The organism is Ruegeria sp. CDSB117 (assembly GCF_059611005.1).
Genome location: NZ_JBXWOS010000011.1, coordinates 1 through 20,843 on the forward strand (window position 1 = coordinate 1; position 20,843 = coordinate 20,843).

The 20,843-nt window shown below is 57.7% G+C and carries 22 protein-coding genes; 11 read left to right on the forward strand and 11 right to left on the reverse strand.

All coding sequences use genetic code 11. The features are described 5' to 3' along the window. The first annotated feature begins 61 nt into the window (after window positions 1-61). Window positions 62-853, forward strand: a complete 792-nt coding sequence (locus AC2FJC_RS13405; RefSeq protein ID WP_496740001.1) for an FAD binding domain-containing protein — start codon at window positions 62-64, stop codon at window positions 851-853. A 47-nt stretch (window positions 854-900) separates the two neighbouring features. Here AC2FJC_RS13405 and AC2FJC_RS13410 read toward each other — a convergent pair whose 3' ends face one another. Beyond that, window positions 901-1,788 carry a MurR/RpiR family transcriptional regulator gene (locus AC2FJC_RS13410; RefSeq protein ID WP_496739882.1) on the reverse strand — a complete coding sequence of 296 codons (888 nt, stop codon included), beginning with the start codon at window positions 1,786-1,788 and terminating at the stop codon, window positions 901-903. 101 nt (window positions 1,789-1,889) lie between these two features. Between AC2FJC_RS13410 and AC2FJC_RS13415 the strand changes: the two genes are divergently transcribed. Both AC2FJC_RS13415 and AC2FJC_RS13420 read left to right on the forward strand, forming a co-directional pair. After that, complete coding sequence (locus AC2FJC_RS13415; RefSeq protein WP_496739883.1) at window positions 1,890-2,660, forward strand: beta-keto acid cleavage family enzyme; 771 nt, start codon at window positions 1,890-1,892, stop codon at window positions 2,658-2,660. Beyond that, entirely contained in the window at window positions 2,657-3,979 is a 1,323-nt protein-coding gene (locus tag AC2FJC_RS13420) for an aspartate aminotransferase family protein (RefSeq protein WP_496739884.1), read from the forward strand. Before AC2FJC_RS13415 ends, AC2FJC_RS13420 begins: the two co-directional genes overlap by 4 nt. A gap of 88 nt (window positions 3,980-4,067) precedes the next feature. On the opposite strand, the gene infC is transcribed toward AC2FJC_RS13420, so the two are convergent. The 7 genes from infC to cobA form a co-directional block, all read right to left on the reverse strand. After that, window positions 4,068-4,649, reverse strand: a complete 582-nt coding sequence (gene infC, locus AC2FJC_RS13425) for a translation initiation factor IF-3 (protein ID WP_496722603.1) — start codon at window positions 4,647-4,649, stop codon at window positions 4,068-4,070. A gap of 127 nt (window positions 4,650-4,776) precedes the next feature. Next, a complete protein-coding gene (locus AC2FJC_RS13430) occupies window positions 4,777-5,610 on the reverse strand; it encodes a ferredoxin--NADP reductase (protein WP_496740002.1) in 834 nt (277 codons plus the stop codon). A 107-nt stretch (window positions 5,611-5,717) separates the two neighbouring features. Then, entirely contained in the window at window positions 5,718-6,125 is a 408-nt protein-coding gene (locus AC2FJC_RS13435; RefSeq protein ID WP_496739885.1) for a DUF934 domain-containing protein, read from the reverse strand. Next, the gene (locus AC2FJC_RS13440; protein ID WP_496739886.1) at window positions 6,122-6,883 is read right to left on the reverse strand and encodes a phosphoadenylyl-sulfate reductase; all 762 of its coding nucleotides are present in this window, start codon (window positions 6,881-6,883) and stop codon (window positions 6,122-6,124) included. Before AC2FJC_RS13440 ends, AC2FJC_RS13435 begins: the two co-directional genes overlap by 4 nt. Next, window positions 6,873-8,537, reverse strand: a complete 1,665-nt coding sequence (locus tag AC2FJC_RS13445; protein WP_496739887.1) for a nitrite/sulfite reductase — start codon at window positions 8,535-8,537, stop codon at window positions 6,873-6,875. Before AC2FJC_RS13445 ends, AC2FJC_RS13440 begins: the two co-directional genes overlap by 11 nt. A gap of 68 nt (window positions 8,538-8,605) precedes the next feature. Further along, the gene (locus tag AC2FJC_RS13450; protein ID WP_170557547.1) at window positions 8,606-8,920 is read right to left on the reverse strand and encodes a DUF2849 domain-containing protein; all 315 of its coding nucleotides are present in this window, start codon (window positions 8,918-8,920) and stop codon (window positions 8,606-8,608) included. Next, the gene (gene cobA / locus AC2FJC_RS13455; RefSeq protein WP_496739888.1) at window positions 8,920-9,696 is read right to left on the reverse strand and encodes a uroporphyrinogen-III C-methyltransferase; all 777 of its coding nucleotides are present in this window, start codon (window positions 9,694-9,696) and stop codon (window positions 8,920-8,922) included. Before cobA ends, AC2FJC_RS13450 begins: the two co-directional genes overlap by 1 nt. A gap of 143 nt (window positions 9,697-9,839) precedes the next feature. On the opposite strand from cobA, the gene AC2FJC_RS13460 reads away from it, so the two are divergent. Beyond that, on the forward strand, window positions 9,840-10,319 hold the full coding sequence (locus AC2FJC_RS13460) for an Lrp/AsnC family transcriptional regulator (protein WP_058271489.1): 480 nt from the start codon (window positions 9,840-9,842) through the stop codon (window positions 10,317-10,319). Here AC2FJC_RS13460 and AC2FJC_RS13465 read toward each other — a convergent pair. After that, window positions 10,316-11,497: a cytochrome P450 gene (locus AC2FJC_RS13465; protein ID WP_496740003.1), complete on the reverse strand. Its 1,182-nt coding sequence runs from the start codon at window positions 11,495-11,497 to the stop codon at window positions 10,316-10,318. The two genes, AC2FJC_RS13460 and AC2FJC_RS13465, sit on opposite strands and share 4 nt — an antisense overlap. Before the next feature lie 47 nt (window positions 11,498-11,544). Here AC2FJC_RS13465 and AC2FJC_RS13470 point away from each other — a divergent pair, with 47 nt between their 5' ends. The 6 genes from AC2FJC_RS13470 (at window position 11,545) to AC2FJC_RS13495 (ending at window position 18,688) form a co-directional block, all read left to right on the forward strand. Further along, window positions 11,545-13,278, forward strand: coding sequence for a sensor histidine kinase (locus AC2FJC_RS13470; RefSeq protein WP_496739889.1), 1,734 nt, complete (start codon window positions 11,545-11,547; stop codon window positions 13,276-13,278). Continuing rightward, window positions 13,275-14,504 (forward strand): sigma-54-dependent transcriptional regulator, encoded by a 1,230-nt coding sequence (locus tag AC2FJC_RS13475; protein WP_496739890.1) that lies wholly within the window; start codon window positions 13,275-13,277, stop codon window positions 14,502-14,504. Before AC2FJC_RS13470 ends, AC2FJC_RS13475 begins: the two co-directional genes overlap by 4 nt. 371 nt (window positions 14,505-14,875) lie before the next feature. Then, the gene (locus AC2FJC_RS13480; protein WP_109311602.1) at window positions 14,876-15,877 is read left to right on the forward strand and encodes a DctP family TRAP transporter solute-binding subunit; all 1,002 of its coding nucleotides are present in this window, start codon (window positions 14,876-14,878) and stop codon (window positions 15,875-15,877) included. Between the two features lie 115 nt (window positions 15,878-15,992). Next, the gene (locus tag AC2FJC_RS13485; protein ID WP_496739891.1) at window positions 15,993-16,670 is read left to right on the forward strand and encodes a TRAP transporter small permease; all 678 of its coding nucleotides are present in this window, start codon (window positions 15,993-15,995) and stop codon (window positions 16,668-16,670) included. Continuing rightward, entirely contained in the window at window positions 16,670-18,046 is a 1,377-nt protein-coding gene (locus tag AC2FJC_RS13490; protein WP_496739892.1) for a TRAP transporter large permease, read from the forward strand. The genes AC2FJC_RS13485 and AC2FJC_RS13490 overlap by 1 nt, the downstream gene beginning before the upstream one ends. Before the next feature lie 330 nt (window positions 18,047-18,376). Continuing rightward, the gene (locus AC2FJC_RS13495) at window positions 18,377-18,688 is read left to right on the forward strand and encodes a DMT family transporter (protein ID WP_496739894.1); all 312 of its coding nucleotides are present in this window, start codon (window positions 18,377-18,379) and stop codon (window positions 18,686-18,688) included. Window positions 18,689-18,690: 2 nt separating this feature from the next. On the opposite strand, the gene tpiA is transcribed toward AC2FJC_RS13495, so the two are convergent. After that, entirely contained in the window at window positions 18,691-19,440 is a 750-nt protein-coding gene (gene tpiA, locus AC2FJC_RS13500; RefSeq protein WP_496739895.1) for a triose-phosphate isomerase, read from the reverse strand. A gap of 121 nt (window positions 19,441-19,561) precedes the next feature. Between tpiA and AC2FJC_RS13505 the strand changes: the two genes are divergently transcribed. Next, window positions 19,562-20,473, forward strand: a complete 912-nt coding sequence (locus tag AC2FJC_RS13505; RefSeq protein ID WP_496739896.1) for an isopenicillin N synthase family dioxygenase — start codon at window positions 19,562-19,564, stop codon at window positions 20,471-20,473. Here AC2FJC_RS13505 and AC2FJC_RS13510 read toward each other — a convergent pair. Then, window positions 20,470-20,835 (reverse strand): HesB/IscA family protein, encoded by a 366-nt coding sequence (locus tag AC2FJC_RS13510; RefSeq protein ID WP_058271498.1) that lies wholly within the window; start codon window positions 20,833-20,835, stop codon window positions 20,470-20,472. The two genes, AC2FJC_RS13505 and AC2FJC_RS13510, sit on opposite strands and share 4 nt — an antisense overlap. Between the last annotated feature and the right edge of the window lie 8 nt (window positions 20,836-20,843).

Sequence of the window (20,843 nt, forward strand, 5' to 3'; positions counted from 1 at the left end):
CCCCCGGAATATTTATAGCCAGATGAAGGGCGGATCCGCGCCTTTCGGAAAGGAAAGCGAAATGTACAATTTCGAGTTTGAAAAGCCCTCGACAATTGCGGATGCTGTTTCGGCATTGGGAGGCGAGGATGCACAGGCGTTGGGGGGTGGCCAAACGTTGATCCCAACGCTGAAACAACGATTGGCAGCACCGTCTACACTGGTGTCGCTGGGTGGGATACCCGACATACAGGGCGTTTGCATCGAGGATGACGGGTCTGTGGCCATTGGTGGCGCAACAACCCACGCAACGGTGGCGTCAGAGGCCGCCGGCAGCTATCCGGCACTGGCCGCGCTGGCTGGACAGATCGGCGATCCAGCGGTGCGTAATCGAGGTACAATCGGTGGCTCGCTGGCCAACAATGATCCGGCCGCTTGCTATCCGGCGGGCGCTTTAGGATCAGGTGCGACGATCATCACCAATACGCGCCAAATCGCGGCGGATGATTTCTTCGAGGGCATGTTCAGTACAGCCCTGGAGGAAGGTGAGATCATCACCACGGTCAATTTTCCGGTGCCACAAGCGGCCAGCTACCAGAAATTCCTGCAACCCGCATCGCGATTTGCACTAGTCGGAGTGTATCTGGCGCGTTTCGCGGACGGTGTTCGCGTTGCGGTAACAGGTGCCAGTGAGGATGGTGTGTTCCGCTGGTCCGAGGCCGAGGAAGCACTGAACAAGGAGTTTCGGCAGGATGCCTTGACCGGGCTGAGCATCAATCCCGCGAATATGATTGCCGATTTGCACGGCAGTAAGGCGTATCGCGCGCATCTGGTCAGCGTGATGACCAAGAGGGCCATTGAAGCCTGCATGTAAGCTCAAAACTGTCAAAAAAGCCCCGGACCTTATGGCCGGGGCTTTTTTTATTTCCGTCTTATTCTGGGCGGCTGGGATGGTTGCCAGTATGCGCCTGTGTCTTCTCGGGACTTTTGGTAATTGTCCACGCGATTGCGCGCGACGTCTCCGCCTGCTTGAAATAGGTGACCCAGTAGGCATTCCAGAACCGCCATGGCCCCAGCATAGTTCGAGAAGTGGTGCAGAGATCGCGTGCTGACGGGGAAAACCACGTCCGGCTCGATCCCGGGTGCGATCACTTCGCTGTCGGCAATCAGGATGAGCGGCACATTCATGCGTCGCGCCAATCGCATTGATTGGATGGTGTCGGCGGAATAAGGGTGAACGGTGATTGCAATCAGGCAATCGTTGGGGCTTGCGTCCAACAGATCATCTGCCGCGGACCCCATGTGGCGCGGAATAAGTTGCAGACCGGGGTGTGCCATGCGTCCCGCATATGAAAAATAGTAAGACAAGGCGTAGCTGGCCCGGGTGGCGGTGACAAAGCACCTGTCAGCAGACGTCATAATTTCAACGGCGCGCTTGACGCGTTCAGGGTTCATTAACCTCAGGGATCGCATAACGACGTTCTGTGCATTCTGGGCGAATTTTGCCTGGGCAGCGCTGAATGAATCACCGTCTTGCATGTCGGCAAGCCAACTTTGACTCAGATGATCCTCACCATCTGTGACCAACGCATCGCGGAACGGAGCGCGCAGGCTGTCGAAGCGGTCATATCCCATCCGGTCCGCCAGTCGGACCAGAACGTTCGAGCTGACGCCGATCTTTGCTGCGGTTTCCCGAATTGAGTCCAGCCCGAAATCTCCGGGATGGTCGAGGATGTATTTTGCCGCCATCTGCAATCCGGGAGGCAACTGGTCAATCTGCTGTCGCAGAGCTTCGGTAAGCTGGCTCAAAGACTTGGTCATCCGTGAAAGAAAACAAATGTTATGAAAGATGTAAATTGAAAACGCGCCTAAGGTCCTTAACTGGGTTAAAAGTCTAAAAGGGTACTCTTATGTCCAAAACACTGCCGCAATCGCATACGCCCTATGTTCTGGTGGCGCCGAACGGTGCCCGCAGGCGGCATGCGGATCACGTTCAGCTTCCGGTGTCGGTGCAGGAGATCGTATCGACTGCACAAAGCTGTTTTCGGGCCGGTGCAGATGGGATTCACCTGCATGTGCGCGATGAACAGGGGCAGCATTCTCTGGATGCCGGGCGTTATCTTGAGACGATGTCCGAGTTGCGTCGTGCCGTGCCTGAAATGGACATTCAGATTACTACCGAGGCGGCGGGTATCTTTGATGTCCCGGCCCAATTGCACTGTTTGCAGCACGCAAAGCCAAAATGGGCTTCGATCTCGGTCCGGGAAATCGCGCGCGCGCCAGACCTCGCGGATAATGTTTACGGTCTGTGTGCCGAGCAGGGAACGCGCGTTCAGCATATTCTCTATGACGATGCAGATGCTGCGTTTCTGGCAGACTGGCAGGCCCGCGGGATCGTCCGCGACGGGCAAACTGATCGGCTGTTGGTTCTGGGGCGTTACACCTCGGGGCAGGAATCTGCACCGGAAGACCTTGATCACTTTCGGCAAACCCACTCCAGTTGGATGGTCTGTGCATTCGGAAAGCAGGAACATGCTTGCCTAAAAACGGCTGCGGACCGTGGCGGGGATGTGCGGGTTGGATTTGAAAACAGTTTGACCGACCAGGACGGAAGTGCCTGGGCGAACAACGCAGCGTCGGTTTCGGCGCTGGTCGCGGTTTTGAAAGGACCTCAGCAATGAGCCACGTTTTTCCTCGTCATACCAAATCGAACTTGCCAGTCGCCGTTGGTGGCGACGGGTGTTACCTAATCGACGATCAGGGGCAACGTTATCTGGATTGTGGTGACGCTGCGGTGTCATGCCTCGGGCATTCGAACCCGGCGGTTATCGATGCCGTGCAGCGGCAGGTCGAACAGATCGCTTTTGCACATACCGGTTTCATGACATCCGAACCTGCCGAGGCGCTGGCCGATCTGTTGGTGGAACATGCGCCGGGCGACCTGGATCGTGTTTATTTTGTCTCGGGGGGGTCCGAGGCGACAGAAGCGGCTATGAAGCTTGCTCGGCAATATTTTCTTGAAATAGGCCAGCCCGAGCGTCGCCGGGTGATCGCACGGCGGCAGAGCTATCACGGCAACACGCTGGGTGCGTTGTCGGCCGGGGGCAATGAATGGCGGCGGGCGCAGTTTGCTCCGATGCTGATTGAGATGACGCATATCGCGCCCTGTTTCGAATACGCTGAAAAGCCGGATACTGAGAGCATTTTTGACTACGGCCAGCGCGTCGCGAATGAGTTGGAGGCCGAGATCCTGCGCTTGGGTCCTGAATCGGTTATGGCTTTCATGGCGGAACCCGTTGTGGGCGCAACGCTGGGCGCGGTTCCTGCTGTTGAGGGGTATTTCCAGCGTATTCGCCAGATCTGTGACCAATATGGCGTTCTATTGATTCTTGATGAAGTCATGTGTGGCATGGGGCGGACCGGACATTTGTTTGCCTGCGATCATGATGGGATTGCGCCGGACATTCTGTGCATCGCCAAAGGGTTGGGCGCTGGTTACCAACCGATTGGCGCGATGATGTGCACCGGGAAAATCTATGATGCAATCCGCGACGGGTCCGGGTTCTTTCAACATGGTCACACCTATATCGGTCATCCGGTTGCGACGGCAGCGGCCCTGGCTGTAGTCACCGAACTTACCACGCGCGCGCTGCCCGCGCGCGCCGGTGTCATGGGCGAAAAGCTACAAGCGGCGTTGCAGGCCGAATTCGGACAGCATCCAAATGTCGGCGATATCCGCGGCAGGGGGCTGTTTCGAGGGCTGGAGCTGGTGGCTGATCGCGAAACAAAAACGCCGTTTGATCCGGCTCACGGCGTTGCGGGCAAAATCAAGAAAGCCGCCTTGGCCGGGGGGCTGATCTGCTACCCCATGGCCGGTACACGGGACGGGCGGGTTGGGGATCACGTCCTGCTGGCTCCGCCGTTCATCATAGAAGACGCGCAGATAGACGAGCTTGTGGGCAAACTTAGTCGGGCGATCTCGACCTCGATCCCCGGCTGAAGCGCCGCTTGGCCTGTACCATAGAACCAACAAAAAAACCCTGTCAGAGCGGATCTGACAGGGTTTCGAATTTGATATGCACAGGGGCTTATTTCTGTGGCAGCGGACCGATCAGCATGATCATCTGACGGCCTTCCATCTTCGGCATGTTTTCAACCTTGCCGATGTCTTTGGTGTCGGCCGCAACACGTTCCAAAAGCTCACGGCCCAGATTTTGGTGAGCCATTTCACGGCCGCGGAAACGCAGGGTCACTTTGACCTTGTCCCCGTTTTCAAGAAACTTGAACACGTTCCGCATTTTCACGTCGTAGTCATGAGTGTCAGTGTTCGGTCGGAATTTGACCTCTTTGATCTCAATGATCTTCTGTTTTTTGCGGGCTTCGGCTTCGCGTTTCTGCGTCTCGTATTTGAACTTTCCGAAGTCCATGATCTTGCAGACCGGCGGGTTTGCGTTGGGCGAAATTTCGACCAGATCAAGACCGGCATCAACTGCCATCTGCATGGCTTTGGCGGGATGAACCACCCCGACATTTTCACCTTCAGCGCCAATCAGACGGATTTCGGGGGCACGGATCTTATCATTGACGCGGGGGCCGGTGTCTCTTTGCGGCGGCGCGTTGTGAGGTCTGCGGGCTATGGGTTCATTCCTTTGATGATTGCAGAAATTCAAGGCCGGAATTTAGACTGGCCTGCACGCCGATTCAAGCGGCATAAGTACAGGCCAGCCCGAAAAATCGGGGTTTGTCAGAGGTTTTTCGCCAGTCCGGGGCCAAATGCCCCGGATCCGGTGCATCGGGTTAACCAACAAAGGCTTTTTCGATGACAAATTCTTTGGGTTCGGAATTGGCACCTTCGCGCAGGTCGAACTCTTCCAGAATCTTTTTGATGTCCAGGTTGAAGGCCAAAGACCCGCAGACCATCGCACGGTCGGTTTCCGGTTTGATACCGCCTTCGATGCCCAGATCAGCAAAAACCGTGCCGTCTTTCAGCAATTCGGTGATGCGGCCCATCTTGGGGCTCTCTTCCCGTGTGGTGGTTGGATAATAGCGGATTTTGTCGGCAAAGCCTTCGCCCATCAGCTCGGCCAGCGTTTCGTCCTGACGAATGCTTTCGATCAACTGACGGCCATATTCCAATTCACCCACTTCGCGGCAGGTATGGGTGATGATGACTTCGTCGTAATCCTCATAGGTCTGCGGCTCGCGCAGCAACGAGGCGAAGGGCGCAAAACCTGTTCCGGTGGCAAAGAACCACAGGCGTTTTCCAGGCAGCAGGGCGTCGTGGACCAGCGTGCCAACGGGCTTGGGCCGCAGGATGATCTGATCACCCGGTTTGATGTGCTGCAGTTTCGATGTCAGCGGACCGTCCTGCACCTTGATCGAGTAGAACTCCAGCTCTTCATCCCACGAAGGCGAGGCGATGGAATACGCGCGCAGCAAAGGCTTGCCGTTGTCGCCCAGCAGGCCGATCATCACGAACTCGCCCGAGCGGAAGCGCAGCGAGGCGGGACGCGAGACCTTGAAAGAAAACAGGCTGTCGGTCCAATGTTTGACATCTGTTACGGTCTGGGCGTCCGGAAGGACGGGTGCCTTGACGGCGGTTGCTTCGGTCACGGGTTTCATCTCTGTCATCGTTTCACTATCGGCTGGGTAAACCGACATCTCCGTTTAATCTTTGATTCAAGTCAGGAAAAGGGGCTAAATGCCCCTTTGAAGTCACAAGCTGGCGATTGGCGGGGTTAGCCGCGCAGGCGGGCCTGATAGCTATGATCTTTCCAATTGGCGCGGGCTAGCCATTGATCTTCGGGCTGGCGATTGGCCAGTGCGTCGTCGATTTCGACCTCATCGAACCCGCTGCGGCGCGCCATGGCGTATTGGTCGGCCAGAACGTGGCCCCTGGCCCGCAGGCGACCTGTGAAACCCTTCAGGCGCAGCACGCGCGCGATGGTAAAGCCGCGGCCATCCGCCGAAGAGGGGAAGTCCACGCGGACCATGCGGGCGCTGCCCAGGCGGTCAACCAGTTCATCAGGATCAGCGTCCGAGGCCACGTCCAGCGCAACGACATCATTGGCCGCGTCTTCCAGCGTGACAAAGCCATCTGTCCAGTCGTCAGGGGCGAACCCCTCATCCGTTACGATTACGTTCATGTTTTCTCTCCAGCGCGCACCATCTTGCCGTCGACAAAATGGATGCCGCATTCTTCTTTGTTCTGATCGCGCCAGCGTCCGGCGCGGGGGTCTTCGCCTTCTTTGACCGGCGAGGTGCAGGGCGCACAACCGATCGAGGGGTAACCTTTGGCCACCAGCGGATGCCGGGGCAGGTTGTTTTCATCCATATAGGCGCGCACGTCTTCGGGCGCCCAATGGGCCAGCGGGTTTACCTTGATCCGACCGGTGCCGTCTTCGACCTCAAAGAAGTCAAGCGCGGCGCGTGTGCCAGACTGGAACCGCTTCCGACCCGAGATCCAGCCGTCATAGCCCGCCAAAGCACGTTGCAGCGGGAAAGTTTTGCGCAGGTTGCAGCAGGCATCTGTGTCGCTCAGGCGCAAGGCGCCGTATGGGTCTTCGCGCTGAACATCCTCATCATCTGGGCGGATGATGTGGACGTTCTTCAGGCCAAGCCGATCTGATACGTCCTGCTGGTATTCCAGCGTTTCGGTGAACAGCATCTGCGTGTCCACGAACAGGACCGGCGTGGCTTTGTCGACCACGGCTGCCATGTGCAACAATACCACCGATTCCGCCCCGAAGCTGGAGACCAAAGCAAGCTCTTCGATTGCCTCCAACGCGCCATGCATGACGTCATGGGCACTGTGGTGGCGGAACTGGGTGTTCAGCGCTTCGACCTTTTCGGTCAGCTCTGAGCGGTCAGCCCCCAGTTCCGTCTGGATCAGGTCAAGCGGCATTCGCTCGCGCCTCGGGGTAGAGGGCTGCCTTGAACGGCGCCATGCCTACGCGGCGATAGGTTTCAAGGAATGTCTCTTCGGCGCTGTCACGCTGTTCCAGATAGGTTTCGACGATGCGTTCGACGGCAGGCACGATCTCATCATAGGCAAAGCCCGGGCCGGTGCGGTCGCCAACGGCTGCAGTTTCGGTCGCGTCACCACCCAGAGTGATCTGGTAGTTCTCGACGCCTGCGCGATCCAGACCCAGGATACCGATGTGCCCCACGTGGTGGTGACCACATGCGTTGATGCAGCCCGAGATCTTGATCTTCAGGTGACCGATATCATGCTCAAGCTTCAGATCATCGAAACGGGTCGCGATTTCCTGTGCAACCGGGATTGAACGGGCCGTTGCCAGCGCGCAGTAATCCATGCCGGGGCAGGCGATGATGTCGCTGATCAGGCCGATATTGGCGGTTGCCAGCTCATGCTCTTTCAGACGAGCGTGGATCGCAGGCAGGTCCGACTTGTGGACATGCGGCAGGATCACGTTCTGCTCGTGGCTGATACGCAGTTCGTCATAGGCGAACTCTTCGGCCAGATCGGCCATCACGCGCATCTGCTCGGCGGTCGCGTCACCCGGTGTCTGACCGTGCTTCTTGACCGAGATCGTGACGATCGCGTGGTCCGCGTTCTTGTGCGGTGCGATGTTGGTGTCGACCCACGACCGGAAGACAGGATCATTGGTGTAGGCGCTTTCAAACGACGCAACCGAGGCTTCACGGAAGGTCGGCGGGGCAAAGTGGCCCTTGATCTCTTCCAGCAGGTTCATGTCTGCGCCCTTGAACTGCGGGCGAACTTTCAGGAAGCGTTCGTTAACCTTGGCGCGGATCGCGTCGATGCCATGCTCATGCACAGTGATCTTGATGCGGGCTTTGTACTTGTTGTCGCGGCGACCGATCTGATTCCACACGGAAACAGTGGCTTCCAGATAAGCCAGCAGGTCGTCAAAGGCGACGAATTCGGACAGTTCTTTACCGATCATCGGCGTACGGCCCAGGCCACCACCCACGATAACGCGGGCACCCAGAACGCCGTCACGCTCGACCAGTTGCAGGCCGATGTCATGCGCCTTAATCACGGCACGGTCGTTTTCCGAGCCGGTGATGGCGATCTTAAACTTACGCGGCATGAACTGGAATTCCGGGTGGTCGGTCGACCACTGTCGCAGCAGTTCCGCATAAGGGCGCGGGTCGGCGACCTCATCCGCGGCGGCACCGGCGAAATGGTCGGCGGTCACGTTGCGGATTGTATTGCCCGAGGTCTGAATAGCGTGCATGCCAACCTCAGCCAGCGCGTCCAGCATGTCTGGCACGTCGTTCAGTTTCGGCCAGTTATACTGAATGTTCTGACGGGTGGTGAAATGGCCGTAGCCCTTGTCCCACTTCTCGGCCAGCAGGGCCAGTTGACGCATCTGCGCGCTGGAGAGCGTGCCGTATGGAATGGCAACCCGCAGCATATAGGCATGCAATTGCAGGTACAGGCCGTTCATCAGGCGCAGGGGTTTGAATTCATCCTCGGTGAGCGAGCCGTCAATGCGGCGCTCGACCTGCGCGCGGAACTGCGCGTTACGTTCTGCCAAAAATGCTGTGTCGAACTCGGAGTAGCGATACATGATTAGCTGTCCTTAGTTGCAGCCCCGAACCTTGGGGCCTTGAGTAGGGGAGAGAGACGGGCCAGAGGTTAGGCCCGGGGCTGCGGGGAAGTTTCCTGTTTGCCGTGGGCATAGTTGGACGGACCAGTGCGGCGGAAGTCTTCCCGGAAATGGGTGGGCTCGGGGCCGTTGTCGCCGGCGACGGCATCGGCAAGATAAGCACCAACGATCTTGCTGGCCTGACGTGTTGCATCCAGCAGGCGGACCTGCGCGTGGGCTTCGTCGGTGATCAGCTCGGCCTCGGACAATTCGCGTGACCAGCGATCGTCTTCGGTCAAATAGATAACGTCACCTTCCAACAAGTCGTTGGCGGTCACCACTTTGGGGGTAAAAGCGCGGGCCATCAGGCGTGCTCCTTCTTGAATTCGGTCAGGGCCACGGCCGCCTGGCGCGGGGCGAGGCCATAAAATGTCAGGGTAGGGCCGTCCATTTCGGCGGCGTTCAAATCGGTGGGCAACTGGTCCAGCGTTGTTTCCAGAATGCGCTGGTCGGGGCGCGTAGCGTTTTCGACCAATGTCACCGGTGTCTGGCGATCTGCGCCGTGCATGATCAGGCGGCCTTGAATAAAGCGGGCGGACTTTTTACCCATGTAAATCGCTGCAACCGAACCCGTGCGCGCTAACGCGGTCCAGTCGTGATCCGCAAACCCTTTCATGTCATGGCCGGTCAAAAAATGAACCGAAGAATTGCGGCCACGCCGTGTCAGGCTTTGACCGATTCCGGCAACCGCTGCCGACGCAGCCGTGATGCCCGGAACGATCCGCCACGATATGCCAGCAGCCTCAACCGCTTCGATCTCTTCATCTAGGCGTCCAAACACGGTCGGGTCGCCGGACTTCAGGCGCACGACGCGCTGACCTTTCAGGGCGTGTTCAACTAGCAGGGCGTCAATGTCTTCTTGTTTCCAAGACGGGCCGAAACCAGCCTTGCCGACATCGACCAGAACAGCGGTCTTTCCGGCCAAGGCCAGGACCTCATCACTGATCAGACGGTCATGCAGAACAACGTCCGCGCGCTCGAAGGCGTTCAGTGCCTTGAGCGTCAGCAATTCCGGATCGCCCGGACCCGCGCCGACAAAGTCGACATGTCCTGTGCCATCATATGATTGCGTAAGCTGCATTTCGTGTCCCGAGTGTGGTTTGACTTGTGTTGCAATATAGGAAATATTCCCGCCAATACGCCATATAGGCGATCAAATAAGGACAAATGTTCCACGCCAGCGGCAAAACGGGACATTGGTTTCGAAACGAAGGGAAATTTGGAATGTCGGTGCGGATTGACGATACGGATCGGAAAATTTTGGTCGAGCTGCAGCGGGACGCCAGTCAATCGCTGGACGAAATAGCCGCTCGTGTCGGCAGTTCCAAGACCCCGGTCTGGAATCGGATACGCAAGCTGAAAGGGGCCGGAGTGATCGGTCAACAGACCGTTTTGCTGGACGCCGAAGCGCTGGGATTCGAAGCCACGTTTTTTGTTCTGATCCGAACGTCGGAACATGAGGCTGACTGGCAGCATAAGTTCCTGAAAGCCCTCCGGGACAGGCCCGAAGTGCAAGAGGCGCATCGGCTGGCCGGGGACATCGACTATATCCTGAAGGTGCGGGTTAAGAACGCGCGTGCCTATGACGAATTCTATCAGGCGCTGATTTCAGAAGTGCGCGTGCACAACGTGACCGCCTTGCTGTCCATGGAAGAGATCAAGTCCACCACCATGTTGCCTCTGAAAGCGCTGATCGAAAGCTAGGTCTGCACCATCAGTTTGGTCAGCCCGTGGAAATGGTACGTGTTCGAAAACTCGGGCTCGGCGCTTAGGCGCAGGTTCGGATAACTGTCGAACAGCGTGGACAGTGCGATGCGCATTTCCATCCGTGCCAGAGGGGCGCCAACGCAAAAGTGCAGGCCGCCACCGAAACTGGTGTTCGTGACGATGGCGCGGGTGAGATCAAACCTGTCCGGGTCGCTCCAGACGGCAGGATCCCGGTTCGCAGCGCCCAATAGTAACGCGACCTCATCGCCACGTTTGAAACTGTGCCCAAATGCGTCGATGTCTTCATAAGCATAGCGGGTGAACATGTGCAGCGGCGGGTCATAGCGTAAAACCTCTTCTACCGTGCGGTCGATGGTGCCCGGCGCAAAGTATTGCGGTCCGATGCCATTTTGCAAAACGGTCTTCACGCCGTTTCCAAGTGAATGCACGGTCGCTTCGTGCCCGGCATTCAAAAGCAGGATGCAGGTGGCGACCAGCTCTTCGCGTGAGAGCTTTTCGCCATCTTCTTCGGCCACGATCAACCGTGTGATCAGATCGTCCTGCGGATCGCTGCGGCGCTGCTCGATGTAGTCGATCAGAAAGTCGGTGAATGCTTGGGATGAGGCTGCGGCAGTGGTCTCAGTCTCGGGCGTACGGCTGGCTTGATACATCGCCACCATATCATGTGACCAGCGGAGTAGACTGGGTGACATATCCTCGGGCACGCCCAGAAGGCGGCAGATCGTGATGACCGGAACTTGGGTGCAAAAGGTAGAGAGCAAATCGAACGGTTGGTCGGGAAATGCGTCAATCAAAGAATGGGTTAGGTCGTGAATCGAAGGTTCCAGCGCCGATATGGCACGCGACGTGAATGCCCGCATCACCAATGCGCGCAAACGTGTGTGTCTTGGCGGTTCGGCTTCCAGCAACGAATGCGCCTCGACCGCCAGCCAAGGGGCAAGATGCGCCGGACCTGGGGTTCGCATTTCTTCGGGTACTTCCCGACCAAAGCGGCGGTCTTTCAAAAGCGCCGAGACCGCCCGGTGTGATACAGCCGCAATTTTCCCATAGTCTTCCCAATAGACCAGATCACCGCACGCGCGGGCCTGATCATAGAACGGGTAGGGGTTCTGCACGAATTCCGGATCGACCGGAGATTGAAATACCGTCTTCATGCGGCGCAGACTTGCCATGCGGCGCGCCGAATGCAAGACCCTATATCATGCAACGCGTTTGGGTCATTCTGGGATTTTTGTTTGCTGTCGGCCTGTTGACCGCAGGGGTCTGGTCCTATGGCTACCGTCAAGCGCTGTCGCAGCTCAGCGAAAAGGCCGAGGCTGACCTTGAACTGGCTGCCGACCGGCTCAGCACTCAGATGCAGGTCTATCAGGAACTGGCCGTGCTGATGGCCACGCATCCGGTCCTGCGCGCCCTAGAGACACCGGTGCAACAACAGGCAGCGCGCGCGATATTGCTGGACGTCGCCGACAAAACGTCGGCCGTCAACATGATGTATCTTGATCAGAGCGGGCAGGTTCTGGCCTCGGCGCAGCCGGTTGAGTGGCCAAACATGGCGGACCACCCCGCGTTTCGGCGCGCATTGCAGGGCGCAATGGGCAGCGCGCATGGGGTTGTGGAAAGCAGCGGAGATCGCACCTATTCCTACGCCGCCCCGGCCTTTGGCGATGCTGGTCAGGTCGAGGGTGTATTAATCGTTGTGGCCGATGTGCAGGATGTGGAACAGACCTGGCGCGGCAGTACCGAGGCGGTGTTCTTCACCGACGGGGACGGCGTCGTGTTTATCTCAAACCGATCGGATTTGTTGTTTTGGCACCGGGATGAGGGTCAATTGGGCCTGACACCGCCAGACGGCGGGGTGGTCGATTTTGCCTCGGTTCTGGTCGGTCCGCACGAGGTCTGGGAACTGAATTGGGGGCGGTATCTGCCTAGCCGCGCTTTACACCTGATGCTGGACTTGCCGGTGATCGACATGACGGCTGAGGTTCTAGTCGATGTGGCCCCTGCGCAGCGTTTGGCGAGGTTGCAGGCGGCAACCGTTGCTGCAATCTGTCTGGCCTTCGGCGCGCTGTTGTATCTGGCGACCGAACGCAGGCGCACATTGGCCGAGGCCAACGCTGTATTAGAAAGCCGGGTCGCGCAACGGACACATGCTTTGACGGCTGCGAACACCGCTTTGCGCCGCGAGGTGCGTGAACGCGAGGACGCAGAAACCGCGCTGAAACACGCTCAGGAAGAGCTGATCCAAGCGGGCAAACTCAGCGCGTTGGGCCAAATGTCGGCGGGTATCAGCCACGAACTGAACCAACCGCTGATGGCGATCCAGCAATTCGCAGATAATGGCGCGGCTTTTCTTTCCCGCGGCCGGGATGAGAAAGCCTCGGAGAACCTGACGCGTATCTCTGCTATGGCGGCGCGCATGGCGCGTATCATCAAGAACCTGCGTGCCTTTTCGCGCAATGAAAGCGAACCGATGGGCAAGGTTAATCTGGTTCAGGTGATCGACACGGCGGTCGAGTTGACCGAGGCGCGGTTGCGGACCGAGGATGTCCGTATGGATTGGGCCCCGCCCAATAACCCGGTTTACGCATGGGGCGGCGAGGTGCGGTTGGTTCAGGTGTTCGTCAACTTGATTAACAATGCCGCCGACGCGATGAGTGGGCAAGACGACCGCCTCATCCGCATTGCGATCGACCGCGGCGACAAGCTGGCCGTGACTGTCCGCGATATCGGCCCGGGCATCGAAAACTCGGAAAAACTGTTCGAACCGTTCTATACGACCAAGGCTGTCGGAACCTCTGAGGGGATGGGGCTTGGGCTTTCGATCTCGTATGGTCTGGTGCAAAGCTTTGGGGGTAACATCCGGGGTGCAAATCTGGACACCGGGGCGCTGTTTACCGTCGAGCTTGAACCTTTCACGGAGCACGAGGTCGCATGACGCGGAAAATTCTACTGGTTGATGATGACGCTGCCGTCCGCGAAGCATTGGCGCAAACGCTTGAGTTGGCAGATTATGATCCGGTTACTGCGGGATCCTTTGTGGCAGCAAAAGACCATATTCGCTCCGACTTTCTGGGTGTGATCGTTTCGGACATCCGTATGCCGGGCCGGGATGGTTTTCATCTGCTGAACTACGCGCGTGAGGTAGATCCAGATTTGCCAGTTGTTCTGTTGACCGGTGAGGGCGACATCCCGATGGCGGTGCAGGCCATGGGACAGGGAGCTTTTGATTTTCTGGAAAAGCCATGTGCGGCGGCGGACCTACTGCCCGTGTTGGAACGTGCCTTTGACGCGCGCGCGCAGGTGATCGAACAGCGTGCCCTCAAATCAGAGCTTGAGCGCGGCGATCCGGCAGCGCGGCTTTTGTTCGGCCTGTCCGCACAGGCCGAGGCCCTGCGTGAACGGGTCCGATCCGTCGCCCCCACCGGGGCAGAAGTTCTGGTAACCGGGCCACCGGGCAGCGGGATATCGAAAGTGGCCGAAGTCGTTCATCTGATGTCGCCGGTCGGGCAGGGGCCGTTCGTCAAGCGCCCGGCCTCAGGGCTGACGCCCGAGGGGTTGGTACGCGTGTGCGAAGATGCGGCCGGTGGGTCGTTGTTCTTGGATGAGGTTTCGGCCATGCCAGACGCCACGCAATACGCCGCGCTTGAAATGATAGAGCAGGGCACCGGTTCACGGATTGTCGCGGGAACAACCGCAGATCTGGCGGTGCTGTCAGAACAGGGCCAATTCAATGCGGACCTGTTTTATCGCCTGGATGTCATGCGTGTGCGGATCCCGTCGCTGGCGGAACGACCCGAAGATATTCCAGTGATCTTTCGCCATTATGTCGCGCAAGCGGCGGAACAGGCGGGCATTGCCGAACCCGAGATTACCTCGGAGCAACTTGCGTCGTTGATGGCCAGCGATTGGCCGGGCAATGCCAGATCGCTGATGTCGGCGGCGATGCGGTTCGTGTTGGGGATGCCGGAAGAGGTGGCACGTGCCGCTGATCTGGGGCTGAACGAGCAAATGGCGCGCGTAGAGCGGTCGTTGTTGATTGCGGCGCTGGGTCGGCACAATGGCAAAGCCTCGGATGCGGCAAGTGCGTTGAAACTACCGCGCAAGACTTTTTACGACAAACTGGCGCGCTATCAGATTCGCCCAGAAGACTATCGGCGCTAACGGGGGCACCCGCCGCCTTTGACTGCATTATCATGCATTTAAAGGCGTTGGGCCGGGCAGCCTGCATTCGCAGGCTGCGGGTGGTCACCAGAGAATCAGGGGGTGAGTCGTTCGATCTGATTCGAAGTGCGTGCGGAAATCCGCACAGCCGGGGAAATAAATGTGCGGATTTTCGCACAACGGGTAGTGTCACTGCCTTTTGATGGCGGGGAAGTGCCTTCTAAAACTATGAAGTAAAATAAAAATATTTGAACTTTCCGAATTTCGAACAAAAAGTTGAGCGGTGCCCCTTGATTCGCTTCACTGCGCCACATGAGACGCCGATCTGGCGTTGACTGAAGGTTTCATGGAAGTCTGGGAGGAAAAGACAGATGAAATTCCTGACAACTGCCGCGACCGCGCTGGCGTTGAGTGTTACAGCAACCGCCGGTATGGCCGCGTGTGATGACGGCGAGATTGTCGTCAAGTTCGCGCATGTGACGAACACGGACAAACACCCCAAGGGCATCGCGGCATCGCTGTTGGAGCAGCGCGTCAATGATGAGATGAATGGCGTGATGTGCGTTGAGGTCTATCCGAACTCAACGCTCTATAATGACGACAAGGTGCTTGAAGCAATGCTTCAAGGCGACGTGCAGCTGGCCGCGCCGTCGTTGTCGAAGTTCGAGAAGTTTACCAAACAGTTCCGTCTGTTCGACCTGCCGTTCATGTTCAAGAACATTGACGCCGTGGATGCGTTCCAGGCCTCGGCGGATGGTCAGGCGATGAAAGACAGCATGCAGCGCCGCGGCCTGCAAGGGCTGGCGTTCTGGCACAATGGTATGAAACAGATGTCGGCAAATAAACCGCTTGAGGCTCCGTCGGATGCCGAAGGCCTGAAATTCCGTGTTCAATCCTCAGACGTTCTGGTTGCCCAAATGGAAGCCATTGGCGGCAGCCCGCAGAAGATGGCGTTCTCGGAAGTTTACGGCGCGCTGCAACAGGGCGTTGTGGATGGCCAAGAAAACACCTGGTCGAACATCTATGGCAAAAAGTTCTTCGAAGTGCAGGACGGTATCACCGAGACCAACCATGGCATCATCGACTATCTGGTCGTGACATCGGTTGACTGGTTGGACAGCCTTGATCCCGAGGTGCGCGATCAGTTCCTGACCATTCTGGGCGAAGTGACCGAGACACGGAACAAGGAAGCCTTCTCGGTGAACGAAGCAGCCAAGGCCTCGATCACTGATGCCGGCGGAATCATCCGCGAACTGAACCCCGAACAGCGCCAGGCCTGGGTCGATGCGATGAAGCCCGTTTGGGACCAGTTTTCCGACGACGTAGGTCAGGATAAGATCGACGCCGCTCAGGCCATCAACGCCGGGTTCTGATCCCGGTTGAGGCCGCGTGTCCAAAGACTCGGGAGTGGCGGACACGCAGGCTGGGCGGGCTGTAATTTGGCCCGCCACACCTAACTCTCATCACCAATAATGTGGGGACAGAAAAATGTCTGGTTCGAAACCCGGCCAAGGCGGGCTGGTCGACCATATCGAAGAGACCATGATTGCCGCTCTGTTGGGCGTGATGACGGTCGTAACCTTCGCCAACGTGATCGCGCGTTTTGTGTTTAACTCCAATATCTTATGGGCGCTTGAGCTAACGGTTTTCACCTTTGGCTGGCTGGTGTTGCTGGGCGCCTCTTATGCGGTCAAGAAACACGCGCATCTGGGTGTTGATGCAATCCTGAACATGCTGGCCCCGGTGCCGCGCCGCATTCTGGCGCTGATATCGGTGGCGTGTTGTCTGGTGTTCTCGCTTTTGCTGCTGAAAGGGTCGTATGACTACTGGGCCGTGTTTGCGGACCTGCCGCCCACCTCGGGCCGCTGGTTCCCGACCGGGTTCAATTTCGACGCGCGCAGCCAGAGTTTTTACGAGGTTGACGATATTCCGATGGTCGCGCCACTGCGCTTCCTCGAGGATCTGATCAACTACGGCGAGGGGTATGAAAAATTGCCCAAGGTGGTGCCGTATCTGGTGTTGCCGGTGTCGATGCTGCTTCTAGTGATCCGCTTTGCGCAGGTCGCAGTACAAATCTGGCGTGGTGAGACTGACCGTCTTGTTGCCAGCCACGAAGTCGAGGACGAGATCGAAGAAGTCCGCGCTCAGCAAGGAGAGCATGACTGATGGACGTCGTACTTCTTTTCTCTATGGTCATCGGCCTGCTGCTGATTGGTGTGCCGATTGCGGTGGCCTTGGGTCTCAGCTCGACCCTGTTCCTGTTGATTTATTCCGACAGTTCGTTGGCTTCGGTCGCGGGAACCCTGTTCGAAGCCTTTGAAGGCCACTTCACTCTGTTGGCGATCCCGTTCTTCATTCTTGCGTCGTCCTTCATGACGACCGGCGGAGTGGCGCGGCGGATCATCCGTTTTTCCATCGCCTGTGTCGGGCACTTGCCCGGCGGTCTGGCGATTGCGGGTGTCTTTGCCTGTATGCTGTTTGCCGCGCTGTCGGGGTCGTCTCCGGCGACTGTTGTAGCCATCGGTTCTATCGTCATCGCCGGTATGCGGCAGGTTGGCTATTCTAAGGAATTCGCTGCGGGAGTGATCTGTAACGCGGGTACGCTGGGCATTTTGATCCCGCCGTCCATTGTCATGGTGGTGTATGCCGCCGCCGTTGAGGTCTCGGTCGGGCGGATGTTCCTTGCGGGCGTTATTCCGGGCCTGATGGCGGGTCTGATGCTGATGGTTACGATCTATGTGATGGCCAAAGTCAAGAACCTGCCCAAGGGTGAATGGAAAGGTTGGGGCGAGATCTTTACCTCGGCCCGCGAAGCCGGTTGGGGTCTGTTCCTGATCGTCATCATCCTGGGTGGCATCTATGGCGGGATCTTCACACCGACCGAGGCTGCTGCCGTCGCTGCCGTCTATGCCTTCTTTATCGCCAGCTTTGTCTACAAGGACATGGGGCCTCTCAGCACCAATGGGGATGGGCAGAACATTCCGCTGTTGAAAAAACCCTATGCTTTGGTCACGGCGTTCTTTCACCCTGACACCAAGCACACGCTGTTTGAGGCCGGTAAGTTGACGGTGACGTTGCTGTTCGTCATCGCTAACGCGCTGATCCTCAAGCACGTGCTGACCGATGAACAGGTGCCTCAGCACATCGCTAGTGCAATGCTGTCGGCGGGTTTGGGACCAGTCACCTTCCTGATTGTGGTCAACGTGATCCTGCTGATCGGTGGTCAGTTCATGGAACCTTCGGGACTGTTGGTCATCGTGGCACCTCTGGTGTTCCCGATCGCCATCGAGTTGGGCATCGACCCGATCCATCTGGGCATCATCATGGTGGTCAACATGGAGATTGGGATGATTACGCCTCCGGTCGGACTGAACCTTTTCGTGACTTCGGGCGTGGCTGGTATGCCGATGATGAGCGTTGTGAAGGCGGCGCTGCCGTTCCTGGCCGTATTGTTCGTCTTCCTGATCATGGTGACGTACATACCGTGGATTTCGACCTTCTTGCCCAATACCTTTATGGGTCCGGAAATCGTGACGAAATAGCGGGCATACCTGCGACAAGAAAAGCCGGGTCTATGCCAGACCCGGCCTTTTTTATATGCCGCCATTTTTGAGTATTCCGCACCCAGAGCGATCCCGCGATAGGCAAGGTGACGGCGTGTCCTCCAGTAACGGATGCCGTCATCTGAGGGCAGGGATCACCGATGGGCGCAACAGATACTGGGTTTTTCGGGTCGCGCCGCGTTGGAGGTTTTGATCTGCACGCCGCGCCCTCTTGAATACAGGGCAAGAGAATTTATGTACGGGAAAGAGGACGACCTCGCCTTGTTGGCTGATCATTCGGGACGACCCGAAGAGATGTGAGGTGTCTCTATGCCCTGGATGTTTTTGTTATTCGCTGGCCTTCTGGAAATTGTCTGGGCCGTCGCCATGAAGCAATCCGCCGGTTTCACGCGCCTATGGCCTACGGCTTTGATGGGTGCGTCAATGATCGGGTCGTTCGGGTTGCTTGCCCTTGCGATGCGGGAGTTGCCCTTAGGCACGGCCTATACGATCTGGACCGGCATCGGCGCCGTTGGTGCCTTCATGGTTGGCGTGATGTTTCTGGGTGAGGCGCTGACCGCGCCCCGCCTGATCGCGGCGGCCCTGATTGTGGCCGGGCTGGTGACGATGAAATTGGCTTGAGCTTAGGCCTTTTGCAGGGCGTCGATAATGCCAGAAAAGTCTTCGGCTTTCAGGCTTGCGCCGCCCACCAGCGCCCCGTCCACGTTGGAGACTGCAAAGATTTCGGCTGCGTTGCCCGGTTTGACCGAACCGCCATAGAGCAACCGGACCGAGCGGCCGACGCCTTCGCCAAATCGACGTTCAAGCCGAGCGCGGATGAAGTCGTGCACTTCTCCGATCTCGTCCAGTGTGGGGACTTTGCCGGTGCCAATGGCCCAGATCGGTTCATAGGCAACAACCAGGTTCTCACCGGTCGACTGGTCTGGGATCGAACCGGACAACTGTCCGCCGATTATGTCCAGCGTGTTCGCGGCCTCACGCTGCTCCAGGCTTTCGCCGACGCAAATGATGGCTTTCAGGCCCGCGTCCATCGCGGTACGTGCTTTGGCGCGGACATCCTCATTCTGCACGCCGTGATCTTCGCGCCGCTCTGAATGCCCAAGAATGGCGGCGCTTGCCCCTGCATCAATCAGCATCAGGGCGCTGACATCGCCAGTATGTGCGCCGGATTCGGCTGCATGGCAATCCTGACCGCCGACGGTAATTCCAGTGTCTTTCACGGCCTCTGCCGCGCGATGCAGCAGGGTTGCCGGTGGGCAAATCAGGACGTCCACCGATGCATCAGGAAACGATGTAGCCAGCGACTGAAGCTCGGGCAAATCAGCCGCAGTTCCGTTCATTTTCCAGTTTCCAGCTGCCAGCTTGCGCCGCATAACGCGTACCCCCAAATAAGTCGTTGTTTGCTCATCGGATAACACTACCAGCCGAGCCTGACAATTCCGGTTGCAAAGGTCCGACCACAACGGCAGGTTCCGCGTTATTGTGGAGGGCAGCATGATCGACGATCTGGATCTGAGAAAACTGGATGAACGCGAGGCTTCAGAGATGGCAAAGCTGCTGCATGCCATCGGTGAAGTTGGGTTTTTAACGGTGTCGAACACTGGGTTTAACGCCGATCAAGTCCGAAACGTGATCGAGGTGTATCGCGACTTCTTCCATTTGCCGCTCGCCCAGAAAAAAACCGTTGATATGGCGATGACGGGTTCAAACCGAGGGTGGGGCGCGCCGCGATCAGAACAGGTCGACCCCAAGGCCAATCCGGATTTCAAGGAAGTGTTCGACTGTGGTTTCGAATTGCCTGCGGGAAATTCTTATGCTGGAAAAGGGCTCAGTGTGTATGCTCCGAACCTGTGGCCGAATTATCCTTTAGAATTTCAAGGTATAATCAGAGCTTACTACAGTGACGCCTGCAATGTGGCGATGCGCGTTCTTCGGGCCATTGCGGTTGCTTTGGGCCGGGATACACTCAGTTTTGATCGCGCCTTTGACACGCCAATGGCTCTATTGCGCGGGAACTACTATCCAGAACGCCCGGTGTGGGCAGGTGATCTGGATTTTGGCATCGGGGCGCATACTGACTATGGGTGCCTGACATTGCTGGCCACAGACGGGGTCTCAGGGCTTGAGGTCCGCATGCCGGATAACAGCTGGCAACCTGTCTCTGCGGAGCCTGGTACATTCATCATCAACTTTGGAGAGATGCTGGAATTTTGGACCGCGGAAAAAGTCAAAGCCACCGAGCACCGCGTCATAGGCGGGACGCAGGAACGCATTTCGGTCCCACTGTTCTTTAACCCGTCCTACGACACCAACGTTGCTCCGCCAAGCTCAGGCAAAACGATCAGCGCAGGTGACCATCTTACACGGCGCTACAACGAAACCTATCTGCACCTGCAGGCGACTTAGTTTTGTGTGGAAAGCGTCTCGTCAAATTTGATGGATTCGCCGCATCCGCAAGCGTCCACAACATTCGGGTTACGGAACTTGAACCCGGCTTCCAGAAGCGAGACCTCATAGTCGATTTCAGTTCCGAACAGAAACATCTGCGCCATTGGTGCGATCATGATGCGGGCACCGTCCTGTTCGACCACTTCGTCGTTGGTATCGGCTTCATCCACGTAGTCCATGGTGTATTCCATGCCAGCGCAGCCGCCTTTCTTGACGCCAATGCGCAAACCGGCGTGACCGCCGGTCGCCATCAGGCGTGCGATCTGCTCGGCCGCTTTGGTCGTCATTGTCACGGCTTGTTTGCCGGGAATGCCAAACATGGTGGTCT

Bases quoted from the DNA above. Each gene is read 5' to 3' on its own strand.
- AC2FJC_RS13405 (WP_496740001.1), top strand. From the start codon at position 62: ATGTACAATTTCGAGTTTGAAAAGCCCTCGACAATTGCGGATGCTGTT.
- AC2FJC_RS13415 (WP_496739883.1), top strand. From the start codon at position 1,890: ATGTCCAAAACACTGCCGCAATCGCATACGCCCTATGTTCTGGTGGCG.
- AC2FJC_RS13420 (WP_496739884.1), top strand. From the start codon at position 2,657: ATGAGCCACGTTTTTCCTCGTCATACCAAATCGAACTTGCCAGTCGCC.
- AC2FJC_RS13430 (WP_496740002.1), bottom strand. From the start codon at position 5,610: ATGACAGAGATGAAACCCGTGACCGAAGCAACCGCCGTCAAGGCACCC.
- AC2FJC_RS13435 (WP_496739885.1), bottom strand. From the start codon at position 6,125: ATGAACGTAATCGTAACGGATGAGGGGTTCGCCCCTGACGACTGGACA.
- AC2FJC_RS13440 (WP_496739886.1), bottom strand. From the start codon at position 6,883: ATGCCGCTTGACCTGATCCAGACGGAACTGGGGGCTGACCGCTCAGAG.
- AC2FJC_RS13445 (WP_496739887.1), bottom strand. From the start codon at position 8,537: ATGTATCGCTACTCCGAGTTCGACACAGCATTTTTGGCAGAACGTAAC.
- AC2FJC_RS13450 (WP_170557547.1), bottom strand. From the start codon at position 8,920: ATGGCCCGCGCTTTTACCCCCAAAGTGGTGACCGCCAACGACTTGTTG.
- cobA (WP_496739888.1), bottom strand. From the start codon at position 9,696: ATGCAGCTTACGCAATCATATGATGGCACAGGACATGTCGACTTTGTC.
- AC2FJC_RS13460 (WP_058271489.1), top strand. From the start codon at position 9,840: ATGTCGGTGCGGATTGACGATACGGATCGGAAAATTTTGGTCGAGCTG.
- AC2FJC_RS13465 (WP_496740003.1), bottom strand. From the start codon at position 11,497: ATGAAGACGGTATTTCAATCTCCGGTCGATCCGGAATTCGTGCAGAAC.
- AC2FJC_RS13470 (WP_496739889.1), top strand. From the start codon at position 11,545: ATGCAACGCGTTTGGGTCATTCTGGGATTTTTGTTTGCTGTCGGCCTG.
- AC2FJC_RS13475 (WP_496739890.1), top strand. From the start codon at position 13,275: ATGACGCGGAAAATTCTACTGGTTGATGATGACGCTGCCGTCCGCGAA.
- AC2FJC_RS13480 (WP_109311602.1), top strand. From the start codon at position 14,876: ATGAAATTCCTGACAACTGCCGCGACCGCGCTGGCGTTGAGTGTTACA.
- AC2FJC_RS13485 (WP_496739891.1), top strand. From the start codon at position 15,993: ATGTCTGGTTCGAAACCCGGCCAAGGCGGGCTGGTCGACCATATCGAA.
- AC2FJC_RS13490 (WP_496739892.1), top strand. From the start codon at position 16,670: ATGGACGTCGTACTTCTTTTCTCTATGGTCATCGGCCTGCTGCTGATT.
- AC2FJC_RS13495 (WP_496739894.1), top strand. From the start codon at position 18,377: ATGCCCTGGATGTTTTTGTTATTCGCTGGCCTTCTGGAAATTGTCTGG.
- tpiA (WP_496739895.1), bottom strand. From the start codon at position 19,440: ATGCGGCGCAAGCTGGCAGCTGGAAACTGGAAAATGAACGGAACTGCG.
- AC2FJC_RS13505 (WP_496739896.1), top strand. From the start codon at position 19,562: ATGATCGACGATCTGGATCTGAGAAAACTGGATGAACGCGAGGCTTCA.
- AC2FJC_RS13510 (WP_058271498.1), bottom strand. From the start codon at position 20,835: ATGTTTGGCATTCCCGGCAAACAAGCCGTGACAATGACGACCAAAGCG.